This window comes from Natronococcus sp. A-GB7 (assembly GCF_029688865.1).
GTDB lineage: Archaea > Halobacteriota > Halobacteria > Halobacteriales > Natrialbaceae > Natronococcus.
On the sequence record NZ_JARUKV010000007.1, the window covers coordinates 13607 to 35006 of the forward strand.

Sequence of the window (21400 nt, forward strand, 5' to 3'; positions counted from 1 at the left end):
CGGGGCGTCGGTCGATTCCGGCGCGCGCGTCTCGAGCGTTCGCATCCCCTTACGCCGCCGACCCGTGCCACTCCCGGCTGAAGAGATCGAAGGCGATCTTGGCCGCCCCGAGGATGACGGGCCCCACGAACAGCCCGACGGCGCCGAACATCGCGACCCCACCGAAGATTCCGAGAACGATCACCGCGGCGCTGAGAGCCCCACTCTTTCCGATGATAGCCGGGCGGAGGTACATGTCGGAGACGCTGACGAACGTCCCGTAGCCGACCAGCGCCAGGGCCGCCAGCGGTCGCCCGGCGACGACGAGGTAGATCGAGACCGGAACCCAGATCCCGAACGCGCCCACGAGCGGGAGCAGGGCGAGCACGAACGTCGCAACGGTGAGCAGGACGACGCCCGGTACGTCGAGCAGCCAGAGACCGATTCCGAGCAACACGGCCTGGATCGCGGAGACGATCACGTTACCGACCACCGACGCCCACATGAGTCGATCGAGTTCGGTGAACAGCTCGTCTCTGGCACCGTCGCTGATCGGAACCACGGTCTGGAGCCAGTCGACCAGCCGATCGCCGTCCCGGAGCAGCCCGAAGAGGACGAACATCGTCACCGTCAGCCCGAACGCGATCGACGGGAGCCCACCGAGGAACTCGAGGGTCCCGGTGACCGCGCCGTGGAGGCCGTGCAGGCCGTCGTCGATCTGACCCTGGTTGGCCTCGTAGGCCGCGATGGCGGCTTCGGGATCGAGCTGGTAGCCAAAGCCCTCGAGTTCGTCCTGGATCGCCATCGTGTCCAGTCCCTGCTGCTGGATCGTTCCTACGAGTTCCGAGGCCTGCCGGATCGCGACGACGAGGACGTACAGCACCGGGATCACGAGCACGAGTAGCGAGCTCGCAATCAACGTCAGCGCCGACGCGGTCGGGCTCAGCACTCGCTCGAGGATCGTCTGAAACGGCGCGAGCGCGTAGGCGAGCACGACCGCGAGCAGGACGTACTGGAGGTACGGGAGGACGAGCAACGCCGCGAGGATCCCGGTCACCAGGGCGACGATTCCGAGGGCGGACTGTTCGGTTAGTCCCCCGCTTGTCTCGGTCATGGACCCTCAATGTTTCCGCTGGGCAAAGAGCGTATCCGATTCGTTCTCGAGGAGCTGGCTACCGGATCGGAGAGGGTGATAACGTACAACAAGCTTATTACAAACCATGCATAATTAGGCGACAGAGGTGGGATGGAATGAAAGCTCGTCAACTGGACCCGACCGATAGACGCGTCCTCGAACGGAACTACGACTACGCGCAGAAGAACGTTCGAGTGCTTTCGACGTGGTACGAGTGCGAGACCAAACGGATGATCGAGCTGCTCGCCGAGAACGGGATCGACCTCTCGGCGAACGACGAGCAGCGATTCGGGCCGTACTACAGAGAGGCCCGATAGCGCCACCGACAGGGAGTGTCTGCCTCGTTCGCGAGTTGGCCTGCGATAGCAGACGTCGGTAGCGGGATTGGAACCCATACGAACACGAGGTTCGCGCTACACTGCTCACGTTCGGAAAGACGCGACGAAATCGCTGGCGACGGCTTCGCCCCCTTCGTTGACTTCGATATCAGTACGGACGTGTTCATCACGAAACGAGGCATCGTTTCCCTCCTCGAAAAGAAAACGCAGCAAGTGGCAAGTCCAGAGATTTATCCTGCTGGGGACTAACATATGACATACGGGGTACCCGCGATACAGAGGTGACCCCCTATGAGCAATAAGGACGAAAACGAGCGGGACGACAGTGAACGGAAGGCACCTGTACGCGATAACCAACAGAGGGATCCCTCCCTTGCAACAGCTATCGAGAGTTCGCTTCAAGCGGGATTGCGATCGTTGTCAGAGGGATTAGAGAAGGTAGTCGGAGAAGACGCAAAGCGATCTTCAAGAGGCCCACCCCGATCGCGTCCTCCGGCTCGAAGAACTCGGGCAAATCAGCGACAGCGCACGGACGATCAGGAACGGTCGCGAGCACGCACGTCCGGGTCCACGGACTGTTTGATCGATACTCGTCGTGACGACGGCGAGTTCGTGGTTATCGCCGATCTTCCCGGAGCCGACAAAGACGATCTCACAGCAGGGATCGATCCGAGAACAAACGAACTCGTTATCAGGAAAACGGGCACCACTGTTGGCCGGGTTGAGCTTCCCTGGACCTCCTCTGAAATGCAAAAGGCCTGGTTCAAAAACGGTGTTCTCGAAGTGTATATCCGATCGGACGACACCGAGCAGTCCGAGAAGTCGGTGTCGTAGAGTTCGTATTTTCCAGTTCGCTTTCACTCCGCCGTTCGGTAAGCGAACTGACCGAAATGGCGCCTTGGGTTTCCGATGAACGGATGGGTCGATTCTGATGGTGAGCGTTACGAACTCGCCGAGCAAAACGTCGAGACGTGTGAACGAACGCTGAGTACGGGGAGAGTACCAGTCGAAGCGGGGAGCACCGACACGGCGAGCTTCGAACTCCGTTCCGGAAGCCGGTGGAGGGATTTGAACCCTCGACCTAATCCTTACGAAGGATTCGCTCTGCCAGTCTGAGCTACACCGGCGCTGAACGCGTTTAGTGATAGGAGCGATAGCCGGCATAAGGATTGCGAATCGTCGTGGTCGTGCGACCCCCTCCCGTGGATCGGTGCAGGAGCGAACTACTGCTCGAGCCGGACGTCCAGACAGACGTTCAGCTCGTGGGGCGCGTACGAACGGACCGTGTGTCGGGTCTCGACGGTCACCTCGTACTCCGGCTCGGCGGCCTCGCGGATCGCGCGCTCGCCGGGACCGAACGGGTCGTCCTCGTGCTGAATATCGTAGTAGTGCAGCGTACAGTCCTCGCCCGCGATCGTTACCGCCGACTCGAGGAAGGCGTCTGCGCTGTGGGGCAGGTTCATCACGATCCTATCGGCCCAGTCCTCGTAGTCGGGGGCGACCTCGCGAACGTCGTCGCAGATCGGCGCGACGCGGTCCTCGATGCCGTTCCGGCGGGCGTTCTCCCGGAGGTAGTCGATCGCGGTCTCGTTGACGTCGACGCCGACGCAGTCGGCGCCGCGCTTCGCGAACGGGATCACGAACGGGCCGACGCCCGCGAACATGTCGAACGCCCGCTCCCCCTCCGTCACCTGCTCGGCGACCCGGTGACGTTCGGTCGCGAGTCGGGGCGAAAAGTACACCTCGGCGAGATCCAGCGCGAACTCGCAGCCGTACTCGCGGTGGACGACCTCCGTGCCCTCGCCCGCGAGCAGCTCCCAGTCCCGAACCCGCGTCTCGCCTTTGACTTTCGAGGCCTTGTTCAACACGGTGTCGACGGGGAGATCCGACTCGAGGATCGCGTCGGCGATCGTCCGCGCGCGCTCGGCGTCGTCCTCGTCGAGCAGCGCGGCCTCGCCGAGGCGTTCGTAGGACGGCTCGAACGAAAGCAGCTCCGCGGGGGTCGTCTGGCTCCGGCGCTCGTCGACGGCTCGCTCGACGAGATCGTACTCGCTCGAGAGTGCGTCGGGGTCGGTGACCGGGACGTACAGCCAGCCGTCCGCGACGGTGATCTCGTAGTCGTCGTCGATCAGGTCCGCCTCGGCGAGGGTCGAGCGCGTCGCTTCGCCCGCCTCGGGCTCGACGCGGACACACGGCACCTCCATACCGACACTCGCCACCGCCGGCTCCTAACGCTGACGCTTCGATCGCCGTGTCGAAAGCTTATAACGGCCGCTCGCGCTACCGACGGCCATGCTCACCTTCATCGGGCTCGGGCTCTACGACGAGCGGTCGATCACCGTCGAGGGTCGACGAGCGCTCCGGGAGGCCGACCGGGCCTACGCCGAGTTCTACACCAGCAAGCTGCTCGGAACAACCGTCGAGGAGCTCGAGGACGCACACGACGTCTCGATCGAGGTCCGCGATCGGGCGGGCGTCGAGCAGGAACCCGAGGAGATGCTCGCCGCAGCCGAAGACGAGGACGTCGCCTTCCTCACGGCGGGGGATACGATGATCTCGACGACCCACGTCGACCTCCGGCTGCGCGCACACGACCGCGGGGTCGAGACGCGGGTGATCCACGGCGTCACCGCCCAGACGGCCGCCAGCTCGCTGACCGGCCTGCAGAACTACCGGTTCGGGAAGGCGACGACGCTCCCGTTCCCCTACGCTCACGGTGCCGACGGGCTCCCCGCGAGCGTGACCGAGACGATCGACGCAAACCGGGCTGACGGACACCACACCGTCGTTTATTTGGATATTAAGGCCGAGCGCGGCGAGTACATGACCGCCGACGTCGGCGCCGAGTTGCTGGCCGAAGTCTACCCCGATCTCGTCGGCGTCGTCGTCGCTCGAGCGGGCAGCCCCGACCCCCTCGTTGCGGCCGGGACGATGACCGAACTCGCACAGCGGTCGTTCGGTGATCCGCTGCACCTGCTGGTCGTCCCCGGCGACTGCCACCTCCTCGAGGCCGACGCGCTCGTCGAGCTGGCCGGCGCCGATAGAGACGCTCTCGATATCGTGTGAAAAACCGCCAGCGGGCGAACTGTTAGCCATCGGATAAGCGTCTCCGCACCGATCGGTCTCGGATACAATCGTTTCGGGAAGAAGGTTTAGTACCTCTATTAACAAGTATACAGGTACGGAACGTTCAAATCACACATGGATAACGGCAACAACACTGGATTCGGGTCGTCCAGGCGGCGGCTACTGGCCGCTGTCGGTGCAACGTCGGCGACGCTCGCCGGCTGTACGGACTTCCTGTCCGAAGAGGAAAACGGCGACGACGGTGGGAACGGTGACGACTCCGGCAACGGCAACGGTGACGGGAACGGCGACGACTCGGACGACGGTGGGGACGGCGGAGGGGAGACGCTATGGCCCGCGATCGACGACGGCGAACTGCTGGCCGACTTCGAGGAGGAGCCGACCAGACGAACTGGCGAGGTCTCGGTGTCGTCCGAGGACGCGCGGCGGGGGTCACAGGCCGCAGTCATCGAGGACGAGGAGGGCGAGTCGGCGGGGCTGACTGTCTACTTCTCGGAGGCGATCGACCTCACCGAGCACGACGTCTCGTTCGCGGCCAAACCCGAGTCCGCGAACCGGATCGTCGTCGAGTTCGTCGCGCCTGGTCGGGAGAGTCGGCTCACGACCGTCCGGACCGTTCCCGGAGAGTTCACGGGCTGGTTCCGGCTCGACTGCGGGTACGAACACAAACCCGGCGACGAGCCGGATCTCTCGAACGTCACCGCGATCAACATCCTCGCGACGAACGACGGCCGACCGATCAAGATGGCCGTCGACGACCTGCGAAAGGTCGAGTCCGTCGACAACGGGAAGGCGATCCTCCTGTTCCACGGCGGCTACGAGTCCCAGTACGAGATCGCCGCCGACATGCTCGAGGAGCGCGGCTGGCGCGCCGCCGTTCCGCTCCCGCCCGAGGCGATCGGTGAGGGCGGTCGGATGGACGCGACGCAGCTCCAGGAACTGCAGGACCGGGGATGGGACATCTGTTCGAACCCGTCGACCACGACGGCGCTCTCGGATTCGCCTCCGGACCGACAGCGGACCGTCCTCGAGAACGCGAAGAACATGCTCGAGCAACAGGGCTTCGAGGACGGCGCGCGTCACCTGCTCGTCCCCGGCGATCGGATGAGCGAGGAGACCTACGAGGTCGTCAGGGACGTCCACGAAACGTCGTTCCTGTTCGGCTCCTGTCCGAGCACGATGCCGCCGACGGAACGTCACATGATCCCCCACGTCTGGGGGCCCTCGCTTCACGACGGCGTGCGCCGGCACATCAACCTCGTCGATCAGTACAACCAGCTCACCGTGTTGCGCATGCAACGGATCGTCGACACGGACGAGCCGGAGGGAAGCGAGATGAGCCTCGACGAGTTCGAGCACCTGCTTGATCACCTCGAGACCCGCGGTCTCGACGTCATCACGCCTTCCGACCTCGTCGACGGCGAGTACGAGGTACACGGTGCCGAGGAGACGATCGAGCGACCCGAAGGAACCATCTTCGAGGCCGGCCAGTCCCACGACCTCGACGGCAGCGGTTCCGGAAGCGAGAGCGTCGACCTCGACGAGGGGCTGGTCGTCGCGGAGTTCTCCCACGACGGGGACGACGAGTTCGTCGTCGAGCTCGACGGCAACACCCTGACGGCGTCCGGAGCCGCCAGCGGCGAGTCGGTCGCGACCGTCGGCGGCGGAACCGCGACGCTCGAGATCGAAGCGGACGACGACTGGTCGATCGATCTCAGCCAGCCGGCGGTTCACAGCGACGACCTCGAGGAGCTTCCGGTCGAACACTCCGGCAGCGGCTCGGGGTACGTCGGGCCGCTCTGGACCGAAGGCGGTGTCTCCCTGTCGCCGACCCACGACGGCGACGGGACGTTCGTCGTCGACGGCTACGGCGCGGACGGCAGCCGAGAACAGCTCGTCAACCAGACCGGCTCGTTCGACAGCTCCCGTTCCTACGCGGCCGGCGGAACGGTTTGGATCAACGTCGAGGCCGACGGCGACTGGACGCTCGGCGCCGACTCGGCCTGAGTCGTTCGTCGATTCGGAGAACGGGCGCCTTTTACAGCCGGTCGATGATCGCGTTCGTCACGTCCTCGGTACTCGCGTCACCGCCGAGGTCGCCCGTCTGCGGTCCTTCCTCCAGGGTCGCCTCCACGGCCGACCGGACCGCGGCGGCCTCCTCGTCGTACTCGAGGTACTCGAGGAGCATCGCCGCCGAGAGGATCGCTGCGGCGGGGTTGGCGACGCCCTCGCCGGCGATGTCGGGGGCGGTGCCGTGGACGGGTTCGAACAGCGCCCGCTCGGAGCCGACGTTCGCGGAGGGGAGCAGGCCGAGTCCGCCGACCAGCCCGGCCGCGAGATCCGAGAGAACGTCGCCCGCGAGGTTCGGACAGACGATGACGTCGAACTGCTCGGGGTCGAGACAGACCTTCGTCGCGAAGGCGTCCATCAGTACCTCGTCGGTCTCGACGCCCGCCTCGCTGGCGACGTCGGCGACCGTCTCGCGGAAGAGGCCGTCGGTCTCGCGCATTACGTTCGCCTTGTGAGCGATCGTAAAGCCGTCGTGGTCGCCTTGCTGGACGTACTCGCAGGCAAACTCCGCAAGCTGTCGGGAGGCCGTCTCCGTCGTCACGCGGGTGAGGGTTGCAACGTCGTCGGTGAGGCGATCCTCGTGGCCCGCGTAGACGCCCTCGGTGTTCTCCCGGAGGAAGACGAGATCGGTCTCCGGGCGGACGGCGTCGACGCCGGGGTAGGCCGTCGCGGGACGGACGTTGACGAACGACCCGACGGCCTCCCGGAGGGGCAAAATCACGTCAGCCGCAGTCTCGCCGGCCGCGCCGAACAGCGTCGCGTCGGTCGACGCGGCGAGGTCGTACGTCTCCTGGGGCAACGGGTCACCGGTCTCCTCGGCGACTGCGTCGCCGGCCTCGGCCTCGGTGAACTCGAAGTCGATCTCGAGGGCGTTCAGTACGTCGACCGCTGCGGGTGTGACCTCCTGGCCGATTCCGTCACCGGGGACGACGGCGATCTCGTGAGTCATGTCGAACTCTCGCGCGCCGGGGAAAAAGAGGGTATCGAATACCACGAGAACTGCCCGCCTGCGAGGCGGAATCCGGGTCAGGATCGCGCCAGCCGTGCGACGCCGACCGCGACGACCACGCCGGCCGCGGCGAGAACGATCGGACCCGGTCCGCCAGAACCGCCCTCGGTAGGCGCGACGACGACGGTCTCGGTCGTTTCCTCGTCGATCGCCCCCGTTTCGACGGTGGTCGACTCGAGATCCGATCCGGAGGCCGTCACCGTGTACTCCTCGCCGGTCCCGGGAACCGTGACCTCGAGCGTTCCGTCTTCGGCCGTGCGGTCGTCCGCCTCGAGCGTGCCCCCGGATTCGGATTCGATGGCGACGGACGCGTTCTCGACCGGGTTTCCGTCCGTGGTCTCGACGACGATCTCGAGGGTCGAATCACCCTCCATATCGAACGACTCGGTCCGGGTTTCCGAGTCCGCGACGGCGACCGGTCGCTCGTCCTCGAGGCGTCCGGGTGCGTCCACCTCGAGCGCGTACTCCTCGCCGCCGGGAACGGCGTCGATCCGGTAGCTCCCCTCGTCCGTTCGCTCGCCCGGATACGAACCGGTCGGCCCCGTCGCCGCGACCGTTCCATCGTCGACCGGCGTTTCGAACCCGTCGTCCTCGAGGTCGACGTCGATCGTCCCGCTCCCGGTGAGCGAGAGATCGACGGTCGCCGATCCGTCGGCCGGCGGCGACGCCGTCTCCGACGTCGCTTCGTAGCCGGAGCCGTCGGCGACGATCTCGTACTCCCGGTCGGCCTCGAGGCCCTCGAACTCGAACGTCCCCTCGGAGTCGGTCGTCGTCTCGTGGCGGTCGCCGTCGCCGGTGGCCGTGACCGTCGTTTCCTCGAGGGGTGCGCCCGTGACCGTATCGGTCGCCGTTCCCTCGATCGTCGAGTACGAGCCGGCTCGCTCGATCGCCGCCGGGACGTTAATGATCCCGTGCCCGTCGCGCTGGCCGTCGCCGCCGACCGCGGTCTCGGTCAGCGCGGCCTCGAGTTCCGTCGCGTCGAGCGTCGTCGCCGTCGCCGACTGGACGAGCGCGGCTGCTCCGCCGGCAGCGGGCGCGGCCATGCTGGTCCCGCTCTTGATCGTGTACCCGCCGCCGGGGGCCGTGCTCGTGACGTCGACGCCGGGGGCGACGAGGGTCGGAACCTCGTACGAGCCGGGCCAGTGCTCCGGCGCGTCCGAACCCCACGTCTCGGCCGTCTCGATCTCCTCGCTGCTCGAGAACTCGGGGACGGTGCCATCGTCGTCCACCGCGCCGACGCTGGTCGTGTCGTGGAGGTTGCCAGGCGACGTCGAGGTTTCTGGACCCTGATTGCCGGCCGAACTGATGACCGGCGTTCCGGCGTCGTTCGCGTTCTCGATGGCCTCGAGCAGCCCGGCGTTGTACCCCTCGATCCCCAGGCTCAACACGATGACGTCCGCGTCCGTCTCGACGGCCCACTCGAGACCCGCGATGATGTCGCGCTGGTAGCCGACGCAGTCGTCGCCGCCACAGTGAGTCATCACGGCGCCGTGGTAGAGGTCAGCGTCGGGGGCGACGCCGATCTGCGTCCCGCTCTCGTTGCCCCCGGTGACGACGCCCGAGACGTGGGTGCCGTGATCGTCGTAGGCGATCGGCTCGTCCGAGGGATCGTCGCCGAAGTCGCGCCACTCGGCGACGTCGAGGTCCGGGTGGTCGCCGTCGACGCCCGAATCGAGAACCGCGACGGACGTTCCCTCGCCCTCCGTGCGGTAGGTATCCCACGCCTCGGGAACGTGTAGCTGCTCGAGCCCGGCCGAGGGACCGTCGGTCTCGAGGTCCTCTGCCTCGGCATCGGCCCCGTTCACGGTCCGATCGACCGCACCGGAGACAGCCTCGTCGGCGCTGATCGCGGTGACTCCATCGGCTCGAGCGAGCGTCTCGAGATCCATCCGATCGGTGTCGACCGTCGCGAGGACGGCCGTGGTGAGCCAGAACTCCCGTTCGACGGTGACGGCGTCGCTCGAGGCGACCTCCCGGTCGAACCGTTCGTGGCTCGCCTCGACTTGCGTCCGTCGGTCCGCGGGCTCCTCGCTACCATCCGACGGAGGTGACTCGAGGTGGACGAAGACGGTGACCTCGCCCTCGGCGTCCTCGAGTGCGGGATCGATCGACGTCTCCTGTGGTTCGGAGCCGTCGACATCGACGCCCGTTCCGACGCCGTCGGCGGTCGCTCCGACCGCTGCTCCCGGGATCAGCCCGACGACCAGCACGAGTGCGAGAAGAACGGCTCTCGGCCGGGTCGCGAGACGGTCAGCTATCGATCCCGGAGACATTAGTGTAGTATAGAAATTCAATATACTAAATATGATCGGCCGTTAGCTGTCGCTGCTCGATCGGTGCAAACGGCAAAAGTGGAGGTCGCTACTCGGCTTCGGGAATCGCGCCGGACTCGACGTACGGCAGTTCGCGGGCGGTCTCCCGAACCGCACCCGCGTTGGACTTCATCAGCGCCGTCGTGTCCCAGACGCCGTCGACCAGGGCCTTGCGCTGGGCGTCGTCGACGGTGACGTCGATCGTCTTCGAGCCGTAGGTGACGGTCTCGGCCTCGACGTCGATCTCGAGTTCGCCCTCGGGGTTCTCGTCGACCCAGTCCTGGAGCGCCTCGATCGTCTCGGCGTCGGCCGTGACGGTCGGGATGCCGAGCGCGAGACAGTTGCCCGCGAAGATCTCCGCGAAGCTCTCGCCGATGATGGCGTCGATCCCCCAGCGCATCAGCGCCTGAGGAGCGTGCTCGCGCGAGGAACCGCAGCCGAAGTTCGAGTTGACCACCATCACCGAGGAGTCCTGGAACCGCTCCTCGTTGAACGGGTGGTCTTTCTGCTCGTCGTCCTCGTCGAACCGGAGGTCGAAGAACGCGAACTCGCCCAGTCCGTCGAAGGTGACGACCTTCATGAACCGCGCGGGGATGATCTGGTCGGTGTCGATGTCGTTGCCCCGGATCGGGATGCCCGAGCCGGAGACAGAATCGACCTCGGGGATCTCGACCTCGTCTGTGTCGCCCATTAGGCGGTCACCTCCGCTTCCGGCAGCTCACGTACATCGGTTACTTCCCCGGTGATCGCCGCCGCGGCGACCATCTGCGGGTTCATCAGGACGGTCCGACCGTCCTTGCTGCCCTGGCGACCGACGAAGTTCCGGTTCGAGGAGGAGGCGCTGGCCTCGTCGCCCTCGAGCTGGTCCTCGTTCATCCCGAGACACATCGAACAGCCGGCGTTTCGCCACTCGAAGCCGGCGGCTTCGAACACGTCCTTTAGCCCCTCCTCCTCGGCGGTCTTCTGGACGCGCTGGCTGCCGGGGACGACGAGCGCACGGACGTCGTCGTGGACCTCGCGGCCCTCGACGATCCGGGCCGCACGACGCAGGTCGGGGAGCCGAGCGTTGGTACAGGAGCCGAGGAAGGCGACGTCGATGTCGTACCCCGCCATCGTCTCGCCGGGCTCGACGCGCATGTGTTCCTGGGCGCGTCGTGCGGTGTCCTGCTTGTCCGCAGGCAGCTCCTCCGGCTCGGGGATCGGATCGCTGATCCCGATCCCTTGACCTGGGGTCGTCCCCCAGGTGACGACGGGCTCGAGCTCGTCGGCGTCGATGTGGACGACGTCGTCGTACTCGGCGTCCTCGTCCGAGCGAATCGACTCCCAGTACGGCTTGAGCTCCTCGAACTTCTCGGGATTGTCCTGGAAGTAGTCGGTGTCCTCGAGCCACTCGTAGGTGGTCTCGTCGGGGTTGACGTAGCCCGCGCGAGCGCCGCCCTCGATCGACATGTTACAGATCGACATCCGACCCTCCATCCCCAGGTCCTCGATCGCGGACCCGGCGTACTCGTAGACGTAGCCGACGCCGCCCTCGGTGCCGAGTCGGCGGATGATCTCCAGGATGACGTCTTTGGCCTCGACGCCCTCGCCGAGTTCGCCGTCGACCTGGATCTTGCGGACCTTCTGTTTCTCCATCGCGATGGTGCCTGTCGCGAGCACGTCCCGGATCTGGCTGGTGCCGATGCCGAACGCGAGCGCGCCGAAGGCGCCGTGGGTCGAGGTGTGGGAGTCGCCACAGACGATCGTCTTCCCGGGCTGGGTCAGCCCCTGCTCCGGACCGACGACGTGAACGATCCCCTGGTCCCCGCTGTTGGGGTCCGAGAACTCGATTCCGGCCTCGCGGACGTTGCGCTCGAGTTCGCTCATCATCTCCTCGGCGGCGTCCTCCTCGTAGGGTCGGGACTGGTCGGCCGTCGGGATGATGTGGTCGACCGTCGCGTGCGTCAGTTCGGGATAGGCGACCTCGAGGTCCCGCTCGCGGAGCATGCCGAAGGCCTGCGGGCTGGTGACCTCGTGGATGAGGTGGAGGCCGACGAACAGCTGGTCCTGTCCGGTCGGCAGGGTGGTCACCTTGTGGCGGTCCCAGACCTTGTCGTACAGGGTGCCCTCACTCATACGTCGGTTGCTCCCCGCTCGTCGTCGCGGCCGTGTTCGTTGCCCCGCTCGAAGACGTCGTTCGCGTCGTCGGCGCCTTCCGGCGGCGTGTGGTCGACTCGCTTCATCGTGTCGTCGGCCGACGGGTCCGTCGCGGCTGGGTTCTCGTCGCCGGCTCCGTTCCGCCGGCCGCCGTCGGCCACGACCGTCGGGCCGCGGCTGAACAGCCGCCCGGCCGTCTCGCCGGTGTAGGGGTTGGTGTGGCTGACCGCACGCATCGAGTCGTCGTCCGATTCGGTGTCGTTCGTTCGTGTCATTCTAATCCGCTTGCACTTTCTCTCGCTCGTCCTCGGTTTCCGATTCCTGTTCCTCCTGCCAGGCGAACAGCGCGCGGAGGCGCTCGCCGACTTCCTCGATCTCGTGGTCCTTCTCGGCCTGGTTGAGCTGGGTGTAGACCGGGCGGTTGGCCTGGTTCTCGGTGACCCACTCGGTCGCGAACTCGCCGTTCTGGACCTCCTCGAGTACCTCCTCCATGTTCGCGCGAACCTGATCGTCGATGACGGCTTCACCGCGAGTGAGTCCGCCGTACTCGGCGGTGTCCGAAACCGAATCCCACATCGCGCCGATCCCGTCTTCGTACATCAGGTCGACGATGAGCTTCATCTCGTTGAGACACTCGAAATACGCCATCTCCTTGCTGTATCCGGCGTCGACCAGCGTCTCGTAACCGACCTTGATCAGCTCGGCGATGCCGCCACAGAGGACGGCCTGCTCGCCGAAGAGGTCGGTCTCGGTCTCCTCGCGGAACGTCGTCTCGACGACGCCGGCGCGGGCACAACCGATCGCCTTCGAGTACGCGAGTGCGCGCTCTTTGGCGTCGCCGGTGGCGTCCTGGTAGACCGCGAGCAGTCCCGGCGTTCCCTCGCCGTTCTCGTAGTTACGGCGGACGAGGTGGCCCGGGGATTTGGGCGCGATCATCGTTACGTCGACGTCCTCGTCGGGCTGGATCTGGTTGTAGTGGATGTTGAACCCGTGAGCGAACTGCAGCGTGTCGCCGGCCTCGAGCTCGTCCTCGATCTGCTCGTAGACGTGGGGCTGGACCGTGTCGGGGACCAGCATCGAGACGATGTCCGCCCGCGCGGCCGCCTCGACGGGCGTCACGACCTCGAGCCCGTCGGCTTCCACGGCCGAGCGCGAGGAGGAGTCCTCGCGCAGGCCGACGACCACGTCGACGCCGCTGTCGTGGAGGTTCAGCGCGTGGGCGTGGCCCTGGCTGCCGTAGCCGAGGACGGCGACGGTTACGTCGTCGAGTTGCGATTCGTCCGCGTCCGATTCGTAGTAGATCTCGGTGGTGAATTCGTCTTCAGTCATCGTCTGCTGGTTGGGTGTAAGGGGTGTTGTTCGCCTCGTTGGCGGTCGATTCTGCCGGAGCGGGTGCCGCGGTGTCGTCGGTACCGCGTGCGAGCGCCGTCGTCCCGGTTCGAGCGATCTCACGGATGCCGAACTGGGAGAACGTCTCGATCGCGGCCTCGATCTTCTGACGGGCGCCCGTGATCTCGAACGTTGCGGTTTCGGGGCTCGAGTCGACGGTCTTTGCGTCGTACATATCGGCGACGGCCGCGACCTGGTCGGGTCGTTCTGCGTTGACCTTCACCAGGGCGAGTTCGCGGCGCATCGCGTCGGGCTCGAGCTCGCGCACGGCGATCACCGGAATCAGCTTCCGGAGCTGCTTTTTGATCTGGTCGATGCCGGGGTCGGGCTCCTCGACGACGAGCGTGATCCGCGCGCGCTCGTCGTCGTCGGTCGGACCGACGGTGAGGCTCTCGATGTTGAACTGCCGCCTCGAGAACAGTCCCGAGGCTTCGGCGAGCACACCGGGTTCGTGTTCGACGAGCGCCGAGATGACGGTCCGTCGGGGTTCGTGTTTCGCCTCGACCTCGGGGTCGATGCGGATCCCCTGTTTGTTTCGCCGACCCGAGGGAGTCGGCCGCTCTCCGGGAGCGGGTCCGTCGAGGCCCTGTTCGTCCGTCATAGCTGATCCTCCGTCAGCGCGAACTGACCGTTGTCGCCGCCGCTCGGAACCATCGGATAGACGTTCGCCTGCGGATCGATGTGGACGTCGATCACGGAGGGACCGTCGTAGGTGAGCGCGGCGTCGATCGTGTCCGCGACCTCGTCGTAGTCGTCGATTCGGAACCCTTCAGCGCCGAACGCCTCGGCGAGCGTGTCGAACTCGGGCATCCAGCCGTAGTCCGAGGCGGAGTGGCGCCCGTCGAAGAAGGCGTCCTGCCACTGGCGGACCATCCCGATGTACTCGTTGTTGAGCACGGCAACCGTGATGTCGAGGTTCTCGCGGACGGCGACCGACAGTCCCTGCAGCGTCATCAGGAACGAGCCGTCGCCGTCGACGCAGACGACCTCCTGGTCGTCGTCGGCCGCGAAGCGGGCGCCGATCGCCGCCGGCAGCCCGTAGCCCATCGCGCCCAGACCGTGACTCGAGACCCAGGTGCGGGGCTCGGTGTAGGTCCAGTACTGCCAGGCCCACATCTGGTGTTGGCCGACGCCGGTCGTAACGACCGCTCGGTCGCTCGTGGCCTCGTCCAGGGCCTCGACGACGAACTGCGGTTTGACCGGTTCGTCCTCCGGCGTGTCGTAGGCCATCGAGTAATCGGACTTCCACTGCTGGCACTGCGCGCGCCACTTCGTCGCTTGTGGCGACTCGTCGACGGCCTCGGTCAGCTGTTCGACGACGGTGCCGGCGTCGCCGATCAGCGGGTAGTCCGCGTGGATGTTCTTCGAGATCTCCGCCGGATCGATGTCGACGTGGATGATCTCGGCGTCGGGCGCGAACGTCTCGATGCCACCCGTCAGGCGGTCGTCGAATCGGGTGCCGACGGCGACCATCGTATCACAGTGGGTGATCGCCATGTTGGCGTAGCCGGTACCGTGCATCCCCGCACCCTCGAGTGCGAGCTCGTGGTCCTCGGGGAAGGCGCCGGTTCCGGGCATCGTCGTGACGACCGGGATCTCGTGTTCGATCGCGAACTCGCGACAGACCTCGGCCGCGTCGCCCTTGATCACGCCCCCGCCGAGCAGCATGATCGGGCGGCTGGCGTTCTCGACGCGTTCGGCCGCGGCCGCGACGATCTCGGGGTCCGCTCGTTCCTGGACGTCGTAGGTGTCGGGCGTCCGCGGCTCGTCGGGTTCGCGGTCGGTTTCGGCGTTCGTAACGTCTTTCGGTAGGTCGACCAGCGTCGGTCCCGGTCGCCCCTCGCTCGCGAGCGCGAACGCCTCGCTGACGTCGGAGCCGACGCGGTCGGGCTCGCTCGAGAAGGTGTTGGTCTTCGTGACCGGCATCGTGACGCCGGTGGTGTCGGTCTCCTGGAAGGCGTCGTTGCCGACGAACTCCGTCGGCACCTGGCCGGTCAGTGCGACGACCGGATCCGAGTCCATGTCGGCGTCGGCCAGCCCCGTAACGAGGTTCGTCGCCCCCGGCCCCGAGGTCGCCAGGCAGATGCCCGGCTCTCCGGAGACGATGCCGTAGGCGTCGGCCGCGTGGGAGGCCCCCTGCTCGTGGGCCATCGTCACGTGGTGGATCTCGGAGTCGTACAGCGCGTCGTAGACGGGCATGATCGCGCCGCCCTGCACGCCGAAGGCGTGCTCGACCCCCGCGTTCTCGAGTGCGCGGACGACGGACTCGGCGCCCGTCGTAACCGGTGTCGGTTCGGCATCGGTTGCCGACTCGGTATCGTCAGCTTCGGACGGCTCCTCCGACGGTGTCTCCTGGTCGTCTCGCTGTTCCTCGGTCGCGGTAACTGGTGCTGCGCGTTCGCTCATCGGTATCGATACCCTCCTGTCGGATTCGGACGATGCGTTCTGGTTGCTGGTGTCATCTGGTGGATTGCGGGTCGCTCGGCGGTCGGTGCGACGGATACGGGCCGGGGTCGAGGAAGGAGTTGGTGAGGGGCTAGTCGGCCCCTACAATACGAATGCGAGCGAGCGCGCTGCCGTCGGTGTCGCGAGTGCGAACCGATGGTCGAGCGCGATCCGTCATTACTCCACTGGTAGGCGCGGCAACCAGTATAATAGTTTCGTCCCGGGCAACGCTGGCGGGAACGACGGCGCGATAGCCGGGGCTCCCGGCCGGTGGCAAACGAGGGAGCCATCCCTCAGATCTGCACCTCCTCTCGCTGGCGCTCGACGCCAGCCTCCTCGGCGAACCGCTCTAAGTCCTCGACGGTGATGCGGCGCTTCTCGGCGCCGTAGTCCTTGACGCGGCGCGTTACCGTCCGCACCTCGTCGTCGGTAGGCACGTATCCGCGCTCCTCGAGGCGCTCGCGCACCGAGTGAGTCCCGGTGTGTTTCCCCATGACCAGTCGGCGCGTCGCGCCGACCATCTCCGGGGTCATCACGCCGGGCTCGAAGGTGTCGGAGTTCTCGATAACGCCCGCGGCGTGGATCCCGCTCTCGTGGGAGAAGGCGTTGTCACCGACGACGGGTTTGTTCCCCGGCGTCTCGATCGAACTCTTCTCCTCGACGAGTTCCGAGAGCTCCATGATGCGGGTCGTGTCGATTCCAGTATCGCACTGGTAGACCGACTCGACGGCCATCACGAACTCCTCGTAGGCGGCGTTGCCGGCCCGCTCGCCGATCGAGTTGACCGAGACCTGCGCCTGGTCGGCGCCCGCTTCGATGCCCGACAGGGCGTTTGCGGTCGCCAGTCCGAAGTCGTCGTGGGTGTGGACGTCGACTCGCGCGTCCGTGTGGGAACAGACCTTCTCGATCATCGCCCGGAACCGGTTCGGCGTGGCGACGCCGCAGGTGTCCGGGATGTTGATCCAGTCCGTTCCCGCCTCGGAGACGGCCTCGATAACCTCGATCAGGAACGCCTCGTCGGTTCGAGTCGCGTCCATCGGCGAGAACATGCAGGTCGTCCCCGTCTCCGTGATCCGTTCGACCGACTCGACGGCGCGCTGTACTACGTCCTCGCGGGTCGCGTGCATCGAGTCCTCGATCTGGACGTCGCTGGTGCTGACGAACGTGTGCACCATCTCGACGCCGGAATCAAGTGCGGCTTCGATGTCGTCGTCGACGACGCGGGCCAGCCCGCAGGTGGTCGTCGACGTCGAGGACGCGATATCCCTGACCGCCTCGAACTCGGTCTCGGAGTTGACGGGGAATCCGGCCTCGATGACGTGGGTTCCCATCTCGTCCAGAACGGCGGCGATCTCGCGTTTATCGTCGTAGGAAAACGACGTCCCGGGCGACTGTTCGCCGTCCCGCAGCGTCGTATCGAAGACACGTGCTGACTCGATTTCGTCAGTGGAATCTAACGTGCCCTGGAAGAACTCGACCCCCCTGACTGGTGTCAGAGGTCGGGTTGCCTTGTGAAGACATTGTATCCGATTCGAGGATCGACGTCGTATATAAACCTGACGCTGCCCGCGTAATGAGACGACGTGTCAGCCCTCGCAGAACTCCCCCGACGGAAGAAAATCGCAAGACATCAACGACCTATTATCCAACGGATATCCTATTATCATACTGCTCGTTCCGCGAGTCGACCTCGAAATCCCTCGTTCGAGCCTCTACGATCCATCCATATATGCTCGAAAATAACTTAATTCGGCTGGCGCGCGCTCTCCGCTGGACAGTCGGTCGGTAAGGAACCATCACACGCCCCATATCTGGACTGTTGTCCAGCTGTTCGTATATTTCGGGACGTGAGTCGAGAGAAGAACGATCTCTCGGGACGAACCTGTCCGTTATCTACGGGGATTCGTACGTGTTACCAGCTTCTCTCCGGATCGGAACGGTCACTCGAGGGCGTCCAGATGAGACTCGTACCGGCTCAGATATCGATCCTCGCAGGAGGAACAGCAGAACGTCTTGATCTCACCGTCGACGGTCGCCGTCACGCCGTCGCCGGTGACCTGTTTCCCACAGACAACACACTCGAGGGCGAACCCGGTCGCCGAGAGCGCGGCGACGCGAGCCGACCGGTTGAGCAGCGTGACGTCGTAGCCCGACAGCGAGGCGAGATCGACCTCGCGAGCGAGCCACGAGCGGACGTCGCCCTCGGCGATCGTCGCGTGGACGACGACGCGGCCGTCGACTCCCTCGAAGACGCGCTCGACGCCCTCGAGCTCGCCCGCGGCCGCGTAGACGTCGTCGACCGCGTCGGGGGTCGGCTCGAGGTCGACCAGCACCGAGACCTCGCCGTGGAGTCGCTCGCGGTCGACGTCGATCGTAAACCCCTGGATGATCCCCTGGCTCTCGAGCCGGGAGATCCGATCCGAGACCGCCGGCGGCGTCAGGTCGACCCGGTCGGCGATCTCCTTGTACGGCCGCCGGGCGTCGGTCGCCAGCAACTCGAGGATCTCGAGGTCAGTCTCGTCGAGCTCGCGCATGGACGGGAGTTGGTGAGCGCTCGCCAAGAGTGTACCGTGGAAGCGAACGTTTTTCTCGCCGCGCTTCGAGGGGATCGATATGAGCGATTTCGATCTCGACCTCCGGACCGTCGAGGAACACATCGACGAGGAGTTCGACCTCGACGGCGAAATCGTCCTCGGCGTCCTCGACGGAACGGCGCCGTCCTCGGAGTGGCTCGAGGCGGTCTCGACGGGGAACGTGCTCGTCCTCTGTGTCGAGGGCGAGGTCAACGAGCTCGCCTCCGGCTTCGCCCGCGACGTCAAGGAATCGGGCGGGAACCTCATCCACTTCCGCGGCTTTCTGGTCGTCACGCCACCTGGAATCGACGTCAACACCGATCGACTGTAGCGGTTCGATCGCGTGTGGTCGACTCGAGATCGACACTCGACGCCGGGAGTTCGGATCGGCGCAAAATTAGAGAGTACTGCCGACCCGTATCGACGACCGTTTCGACGCTTCAGGCCTCGAGCTCGTCGTAGTCGAACTGTTCGCCGTACTCCGAGAGGGTGTCAAGTTCGTCCTGTTCCTCGCGCAACGTCTCCTCGAGCGTGTCCGCGGCGTCGTCCATCCCGAGCTGGTCGGCCATCGGGATGAGGTTACCGTAGACGGCGATCTCGTAGTGTTCGCTCTTCTGTCCGGCGGCGATGTTGAACCGGTCGACGGCTTCCTCGCTCGGGTCCTTGCTGATAAACTCCTCGTGAGCCTCGATCATCCCCTCGACGATCGGGTCCTCCTCCGCTTCGGCCTCGGCGTCGAGCTGGTCGAACACCTGCTCGATACGATCGACGTGTGTTCGGGTCTCCTCGCGGTGTTCGGCGAACCCGTCCGCGAGCTTCTCGTTCGAGGACGTCTCCTCGAGCTCCTCGAGGGCGTCGACGAGGCGCTGTTCCGTGTAGTAGGCGTGTTTCAATCCTTCGACGAAGAGGTCTTCGGTTGTATCGATAGTCATGGGCAATCTATTCGGACGGACTGGGCTGCAGCCGATAAGCCGAAGGCCTGCGTCACACAGGTTCGATCGCGAACGCGACGCTCCCCGGCCTCAGATCCCGTTAATCGCCGAGAGACGACTCCCCCACGCCCTGTTTCCTGAAGACGGCGCTTCCGTCCTGCTTGACGGTGATCCGGTACCCCTCGTAGGAGAAGGTAACCTCGGCCTCCGCGGCGGGAACGGGCGGGTTCGAGAAGACGTGCTCGAGGATATGGTCGATGCAGTCGTACAGCGGCGTCAAATTCTCGACCTCGACGTTCTCGAGTTCGGCGACGGTTCGGCGACGCTCACGTTCGGATCGGCCTCGTCGACGTCGAAGGTCCGGTGGACGACGGTTCGATCATCGCTTCGAGATCGGTCGGGCATGTTCGCGTTCTTCTATCGGCAGGGTGGAAGGAAGTTTACCGTTCAGTTGCAGGCACCGAATTCGAGCGGAACGTGAGCCAGTGCCCGTCCGGATCGCGGACCACAGCTTCGTCGTCGGTCTCGCGTTCGATCCGGTCAACCCGGTCCTCGATCGCCTCGAGCGCCGCTTTCGGATCCTCGGTCTCGAATCCGAGGTCGACGTGGACGCCGCCGCGGCCGTCGGCGATCCCGAGGTGGGGCTCCCAGAGCTCGAGGGCCATCGGGCCGTTCAGCCGCACCCGCTTGCGGTCGGAACCGACGTCGACCGTTCGAAAGCCCAGCGCCTCGTAGAACTCGCGGGCCCGGTCGAGGGACTCGACCTCGAGGACGACCTCGAACAGGCCATCGATCCCCGGCCCCGCGACGTCGCGCTGGCCGAGTTCGACGCAGTTCCCGTCGGGATCGTACAGGTACAGCGACCGCGAGGAGCCGAACTGAGCCTCCTCGAGGTCGTACTCGGCGCTCAGCCGATCCCACCAGTCGTCGTACTCCGCGGCGGGGATCGAGAGGGCGTAGTGGGTGTGGAGTCCGCCCCGCGGAACCGCCTCGGGTCGCCGGAGGACGAGGTCGGTCTCGCCCGCGGCCAGGACGACCTCGTTCTCGCCGTCCTCGCGGACGGGCAGGGACAGCGTCTCCGCGTAGAACCGCCGCGCCGGCTCGAGGTACTTGACCTCGAGGGCGAGCCAGGAGAGGCCGGTAAGCATGGTCCCCTGTACTCGGGGCGGGAGCATAGAAGCGTCGCCGCGGCGAGTTCAGTGTCACCGAGGGTGGTGTGACGGGCGACGTGGCGGGGAGAGATCGGCAACGAACCGGCGGAATCGGCGGCTTCGTCCAGGTTTATGACGCGAGCGACCGTACTGCCGTCCATGCCATTTCGCGTCGACGAGCGCTCGACCGAGCTTGCGGAGATCGATCGGTTCGACGGCGGCGTCGGCTGGATCGCCCACCCCGACGAGGAGATGCAGCGGGCCAGCCACGCCCTCGAGCACGACGGCGAGGTGTGGGTGATCGACCCCGTCGACGCCGAGGGGGTCGACGCTCTTCTCGCGGAGTTCGGCGAGGTCCGCGGCGTCGTCGTCACGCTGGATCGACACAAACGCGACGCCGCCGACGTTGCGAACCGTCACGACGTCCCGGTCTACCTCCCGGCGTTCTTCGAGGGCGTCTCCGAGGAGCTCGAGGCGCCCGTCGTTCGCTTCGGTGACGAGCTCGCCGATACGGGGTTCAAGGCGCGAACGATCGTCGACAGCCGGTTCTGGCAGGAGGTCGCCCTCTACGATCCCGATCGACGAACGCTCGTCGTCCCGGAGTCGGTCGGTACCGCCGACTACTTCCTCGCCAGGGGGGAACGCCTCGGCGTCCATCCGATGCGGCGGGCGATCCCGCCGCGGGACGCTCTCGGCGACCTCGTCCCCGATCGAGTGCTCGTCGGTCACGGCCCTGGCGTGCTGACCGACGCGACGACGGCCCTCGAGACCGCCCTCTCTCAGTCGCGGACGCGAGCCCCGCTGCTGTACGCCAAGACGGGGCGAAAGATGTTGCCGTTCTGAT

21 protein-coding genes and 1 tRNA gene are annotated in these 21400 nt (G+C 65.9%); 6 read left to right on the forward strand and 16 right to left on the reverse strand.

Annotated features, from left to right (window positions below):
* Positions 1–49 precede the first annotated feature (49 nt).
* Positions 50–1093, reverse strand: coding sequence for an AI-2E family transporter (locus tag QA609_RS07795; protein WP_278302034.1), 1044 nt, complete (start codon positions 1091–1093; stop codon positions 50–52).
* A gap of 137 nt (positions 1094–1230) precedes the next feature.
* Between QA609_RS07795 and QA609_RS07800 the strand changes: the two genes are divergently transcribed.
* A complete protein-coding gene (locus QA609_RS07800; protein WP_278291092.1) occupies positions 1231–1431 on the forward strand; it encodes a hypothetical protein in 201 nt (66 codons plus the stop codon).
* Between the two features lie 312 nt (positions 1432–1743).
* Entirely contained in the window at positions 1744–2286 is a 543-nt protein-coding gene (locus QA609_RS07805; protein ID WP_278302035.1) for an Hsp20/alpha crystallin family protein, read from the forward strand.
* Positions 2287–2505: 219 nt separating this feature from the next.
* On the opposite strand, the gene QA609_RS07810 is transcribed toward QA609_RS07805, so the two are convergent.
* Both QA609_RS07810 and QA609_RS07815 read right to left on the reverse strand, forming a co-directional pair.
* A tRNA-Thr gene (locus QA609_RS07810) sits at positions 2506–2579 on the reverse strand.
* A 96-nt stretch (positions 2580–2675) separates the two neighbouring features.
* On the reverse strand, positions 2676–3656 hold the full coding sequence (locus QA609_RS07815; RefSeq protein WP_278302036.1) for a class I SAM-dependent methyltransferase family protein: 981 nt from the start codon (positions 3654–3656) through the stop codon (positions 2676–2678).
* An 88-nt stretch (positions 3657–3744) separates the two neighbouring features.
* Here QA609_RS07815 and dph5 point away from each other — a divergent pair, with 88 nt between their 5' ends.
* Together dph5 and QA609_RS07825 are read left to right on the forward strand one after the other, a co-directional pair.
* Entirely contained in the window at positions 3745–4518 is a 774-nt protein-coding gene (gene dph5, locus QA609_RS07820) for a diphthine synthase (protein WP_278302037.1), read from the forward strand.
* A 135-nt stretch (positions 4519–4653) separates the two neighbouring features.
* Positions 4654–6546, forward strand: a complete 1893-nt coding sequence (locus QA609_RS07825; protein WP_278302038.1) for a polysaccharide deacetylase — start codon at positions 4654–4656, stop codon at positions 6544–6546.
* Positions 6547–6577: 31 nt separating this feature from the next.
* Here the strand turns inward: QA609_RS07825 and QA609_RS07830 are convergent, their stop codons facing one another.
* The 10 genes from QA609_RS07830 to QA609_RS07875 form a co-directional block, all read right to left on the reverse strand.
* Positions 6578–7558 (reverse strand): isocitrate/isopropylmalate family dehydrogenase, encoded by a 981-nt coding sequence (locus QA609_RS07830; protein ID WP_278302039.1) that lies wholly within the window; start codon positions 7556–7558, stop codon positions 6578–6580.
* Between the two features lie 77 nt (positions 7559–7635).
* The gene (locus QA609_RS07835) at positions 7636–9891 is read right to left on the reverse strand and encodes a S8 family serine peptidase (RefSeq protein WP_278302040.1); all 2256 of its coding nucleotides are present in this window, start codon (positions 9889–9891) and stop codon (positions 7636–7638) included.
* Between the two features lie 88 nt (positions 9892–9979).
* Positions 9980–10621, reverse strand: a complete 642-nt coding sequence (gene leuD, locus QA609_RS07840; protein ID WP_278302041.1) for a 3-isopropylmalate dehydratase small subunit — start codon at positions 10619–10621, stop codon at positions 9980–9982.
* Entirely contained in the window at positions 10621–12045 is a 1425-nt protein-coding gene (gene leuC, locus QA609_RS07845) for a 3-isopropylmalate dehydratase large subunit (RefSeq protein WP_278302042.1), read from the reverse strand. Before leuC ends, leuD begins: the two co-directional genes overlap by 1 nt.
* A complete protein-coding gene (locus tag QA609_RS07850; protein ID WP_278302043.1) occupies positions 12042–12341 on the reverse strand; it encodes a hypothetical protein in 300 nt (99 codons plus the stop codon). Before QA609_RS07850 ends, leuC begins: the two co-directional genes overlap by 4 nt.
* 1 nt (position 12342) lies before the next feature.
* On the reverse strand, positions 12343–13395 hold the full coding sequence (ilvC, locus tag QA609_RS07855) for a ketol-acid reductoisomerase (protein ID WP_278302044.1): 1053 nt from the start codon (positions 13393–13395) through the stop codon (positions 12343–12345).
* Complete coding sequence (gene ilvN, locus QA609_RS07860; protein WP_278302045.1) at positions 13388–14056, reverse strand: acetolactate synthase small subunit; 669 nt, start codon at positions 14054–14056, stop codon at positions 13388–13390. Before ilvN ends, ilvC begins: the two co-directional genes overlap by 8 nt.
* Positions 14053–15861 carry a biosynthetic-type acetolactate synthase large subunit gene (ilvB, locus tag QA609_RS07865; protein WP_278302046.1) on the reverse strand — a complete coding sequence of 603 codons (1809 nt, stop codon included), beginning with the start codon at positions 15859–15861 and terminating at the stop codon, positions 14053–14055. Before ilvB ends, ilvN begins: the two co-directional genes overlap by 4 nt.
* 332 nt (positions 15862–16193) lie before the next feature.
* Positions 16194–17396: a 2-isopropylmalate synthase gene (locus QA609_RS07870; protein WP_278302194.1), complete on the reverse strand. Its 1203-nt coding sequence runs from the start codon at positions 17394–17396 to the stop codon at positions 16194–16196.
* Positions 17397–17840: 444 nt separating this feature from the next.
* Positions 17841–18434 carry a winged helix-turn-helix transcriptional regulator gene (locus QA609_RS07875; protein ID WP_278302047.1) on the reverse strand — a complete coding sequence of 198 codons (594 nt, stop codon included), beginning with the start codon at positions 18432–18434 and terminating at the stop codon, positions 17841–17843.
* A 79-nt stretch (positions 18435–18513) separates the two neighbouring features.
* On the opposite strand from QA609_RS07875, the gene QA609_RS07880 reads away from it, so the two are divergent.
* Positions 18514–18804, forward strand: a complete 291-nt coding sequence (locus QA609_RS07880; protein WP_278302048.1) for a DUF5779 family protein — start codon at positions 18514–18516, stop codon at positions 18802–18804.
* A gap of 109 nt (positions 18805–18913) precedes the next feature.
* Here the strand turns inward: QA609_RS07880 and QA609_RS07885 are convergent, their stop codons facing one another.
* The 3 genes from QA609_RS07885 to QA609_RS07895 all read right to left on the reverse strand — a co-directional run bounded on the left by QA609_RS07885 (position 18914) and on the right by QA609_RS07895 (position 20553).
* Positions 18914–19405, reverse strand: coding sequence for a DUF892 family protein (locus tag QA609_RS07885; RefSeq protein ID WP_278302049.1), 492 nt, complete (start codon positions 19403–19405; stop codon positions 18914–18916).
* Positions 19406–19505: 100 nt separating this feature from the next.
* Positions 19506–19685, reverse strand: a complete 180-nt coding sequence (locus QA609_RS07890) for a HalOD1 output domain-containing protein (RefSeq protein WP_278302050.1) — start codon at positions 19683–19685, stop codon at positions 19506–19508.
* Positions 19686–19845: 160 nt separating this feature from the next.
* On the reverse strand, positions 19846–20553 hold the full coding sequence (locus tag QA609_RS07895; RefSeq protein WP_278302051.1) for a VOC family protein: 708 nt from the start codon (positions 20551–20553) through the stop codon (positions 19846–19848).
* Between the two features lie 162 nt (positions 20554–20715).
* Here QA609_RS07895 and QA609_RS07900 point away from each other — a divergent pair, with 162 nt between their 5' ends.
* Complete coding sequence (locus QA609_RS07900) at positions 20716–21399, forward strand: hypothetical protein (RefSeq protein WP_278302052.1); 684 nt, start codon at positions 20716–20718, stop codon at positions 21397–21399.
* The last annotated feature ends 1 nt before the right edge of the window (position 21400 follow it).

What these genes read in the sequence shown, in the direction of transcription:
- QA609_RS07895 (WP_278302051.1), bottom strand. Translation starts at nt 20,553, where the DNA reads ATGCTTACCGGCCTCTCCTGGCTCGCCCTCGAGGTCAAGTACCTCGAG.
- QA609_RS07805 (WP_278302035.1), top strand. Translation starts at nt 1,744, where the DNA reads ATGAGCAATAAGGACGAAAACGAGCGGGACGACAGTGAACGGAAGGCA.
- ilvB (WP_278302046.1), bottom strand. Translation starts at nt 15,861, where the DNA reads ATGAGCGAACGCGCAGCACCAGTTACCGCGACCGAGGAACAGCGAGAC.
- leuC (WP_278302042.1), bottom strand. Translation starts at nt 12,045, where the DNA reads ATGAGTGAGGGCACCCTGTACGACAAGGTCTGGGACCGCCACAAGGTG.
- QA609_RS07850 (WP_278302043.1), bottom strand. Translation starts at nt 12,341, where the DNA reads ATGACACGAACGAACGACACCGAATCGGACGACGACTCGATGCGTGCG.
- QA609_RS07835 (WP_278302040.1), bottom strand. Translation starts at nt 9,891, where the DNA reads ATGTCTCCGGGATCGATAGCTGACCGTCTCGCGACCCGGCCGAGAGCC.
- dph5 (WP_278302037.1), top strand. Translation starts at nt 3,745, where the DNA reads ATGCTCACCTTCATCGGGCTCGGGCTCTACGACGAGCGGTCGATCACC.
- QA609_RS07900 (WP_278302052.1), top strand. Translation starts at nt 20,716, where the DNA reads ATGCCATTTCGCGTCGACGAGCGCTCGACCGAGCTTGCGGAGATCGAT.
- QA609_RS07875 (WP_278302047.1), bottom strand. Translation starts at nt 18,434, where the DNA reads ATGCGCGAGCTCGACGAGACTGACCTCGAGATCCTCGAGTTGCTGGCG.
- QA609_RS07795 (WP_278302034.1), bottom strand. Translation starts at nt 1,093, where the DNA reads ATGACCGAGACAAGCGGGGGACTAACCGAACAGTCCGCCCTCGGAATC.
- ilvC (WP_278302044.1), bottom strand. Translation starts at nt 13,395, where the DNA reads ATGACTGAAGACGAATTCACCACCGAGATCTACTACGAATCGGACGCG.
- QA609_RS07825 (WP_278302038.1), top strand. Translation starts at nt 4,654, where the DNA reads ATGGATAACGGCAACAACACTGGATTCGGGTCGTCCAGGCGGCGGCTA.
- QA609_RS07815 (WP_278302036.1), bottom strand. Translation starts at nt 3,656, where the DNA reads ATGGAGGTGCCGTGTGTCCGCGTCGAGCCCGAGGCGGGCGAAGCGACG.
- QA609_RS07800 (WP_278291092.1), top strand. Translation starts at nt 1,231, where the DNA reads ATGAAAGCTCGTCAACTGGACCCGACCGATAGACGCGTCCTCGAACGG.
- leuD (WP_278302041.1), bottom strand. Translation starts at nt 10,621, where the DNA reads ATGGGCGACACAGACGAGGTCGAGATCCCCGAGGTCGATTCTGTCTCC.
- ilvN (WP_278302045.1), bottom strand. Translation starts at nt 14,056, where the DNA reads ATGACGGACGAACAGGGCCTCGACGGACCCGCTCCCGGAGAGCGGCCG.
- QA609_RS07880 (WP_278302048.1), top strand. Translation starts at nt 18,514, where the DNA reads ATGAGCGATTTCGATCTCGACCTCCGGACCGTCGAGGAACACATCGAC.
- QA609_RS07885 (WP_278302049.1), bottom strand. Translation starts at nt 19,405, where the DNA reads ATGACTATCGATACAACCGAAGACCTCTTCGTCGAAGGATTGAAACAC.
- QA609_RS07830 (WP_278302039.1), bottom strand. Translation starts at nt 7,558, where the DNA reads ATGACTCACGAGATCGCCGTCGTCCCCGGTGACGGAATCGGCCAGGAG.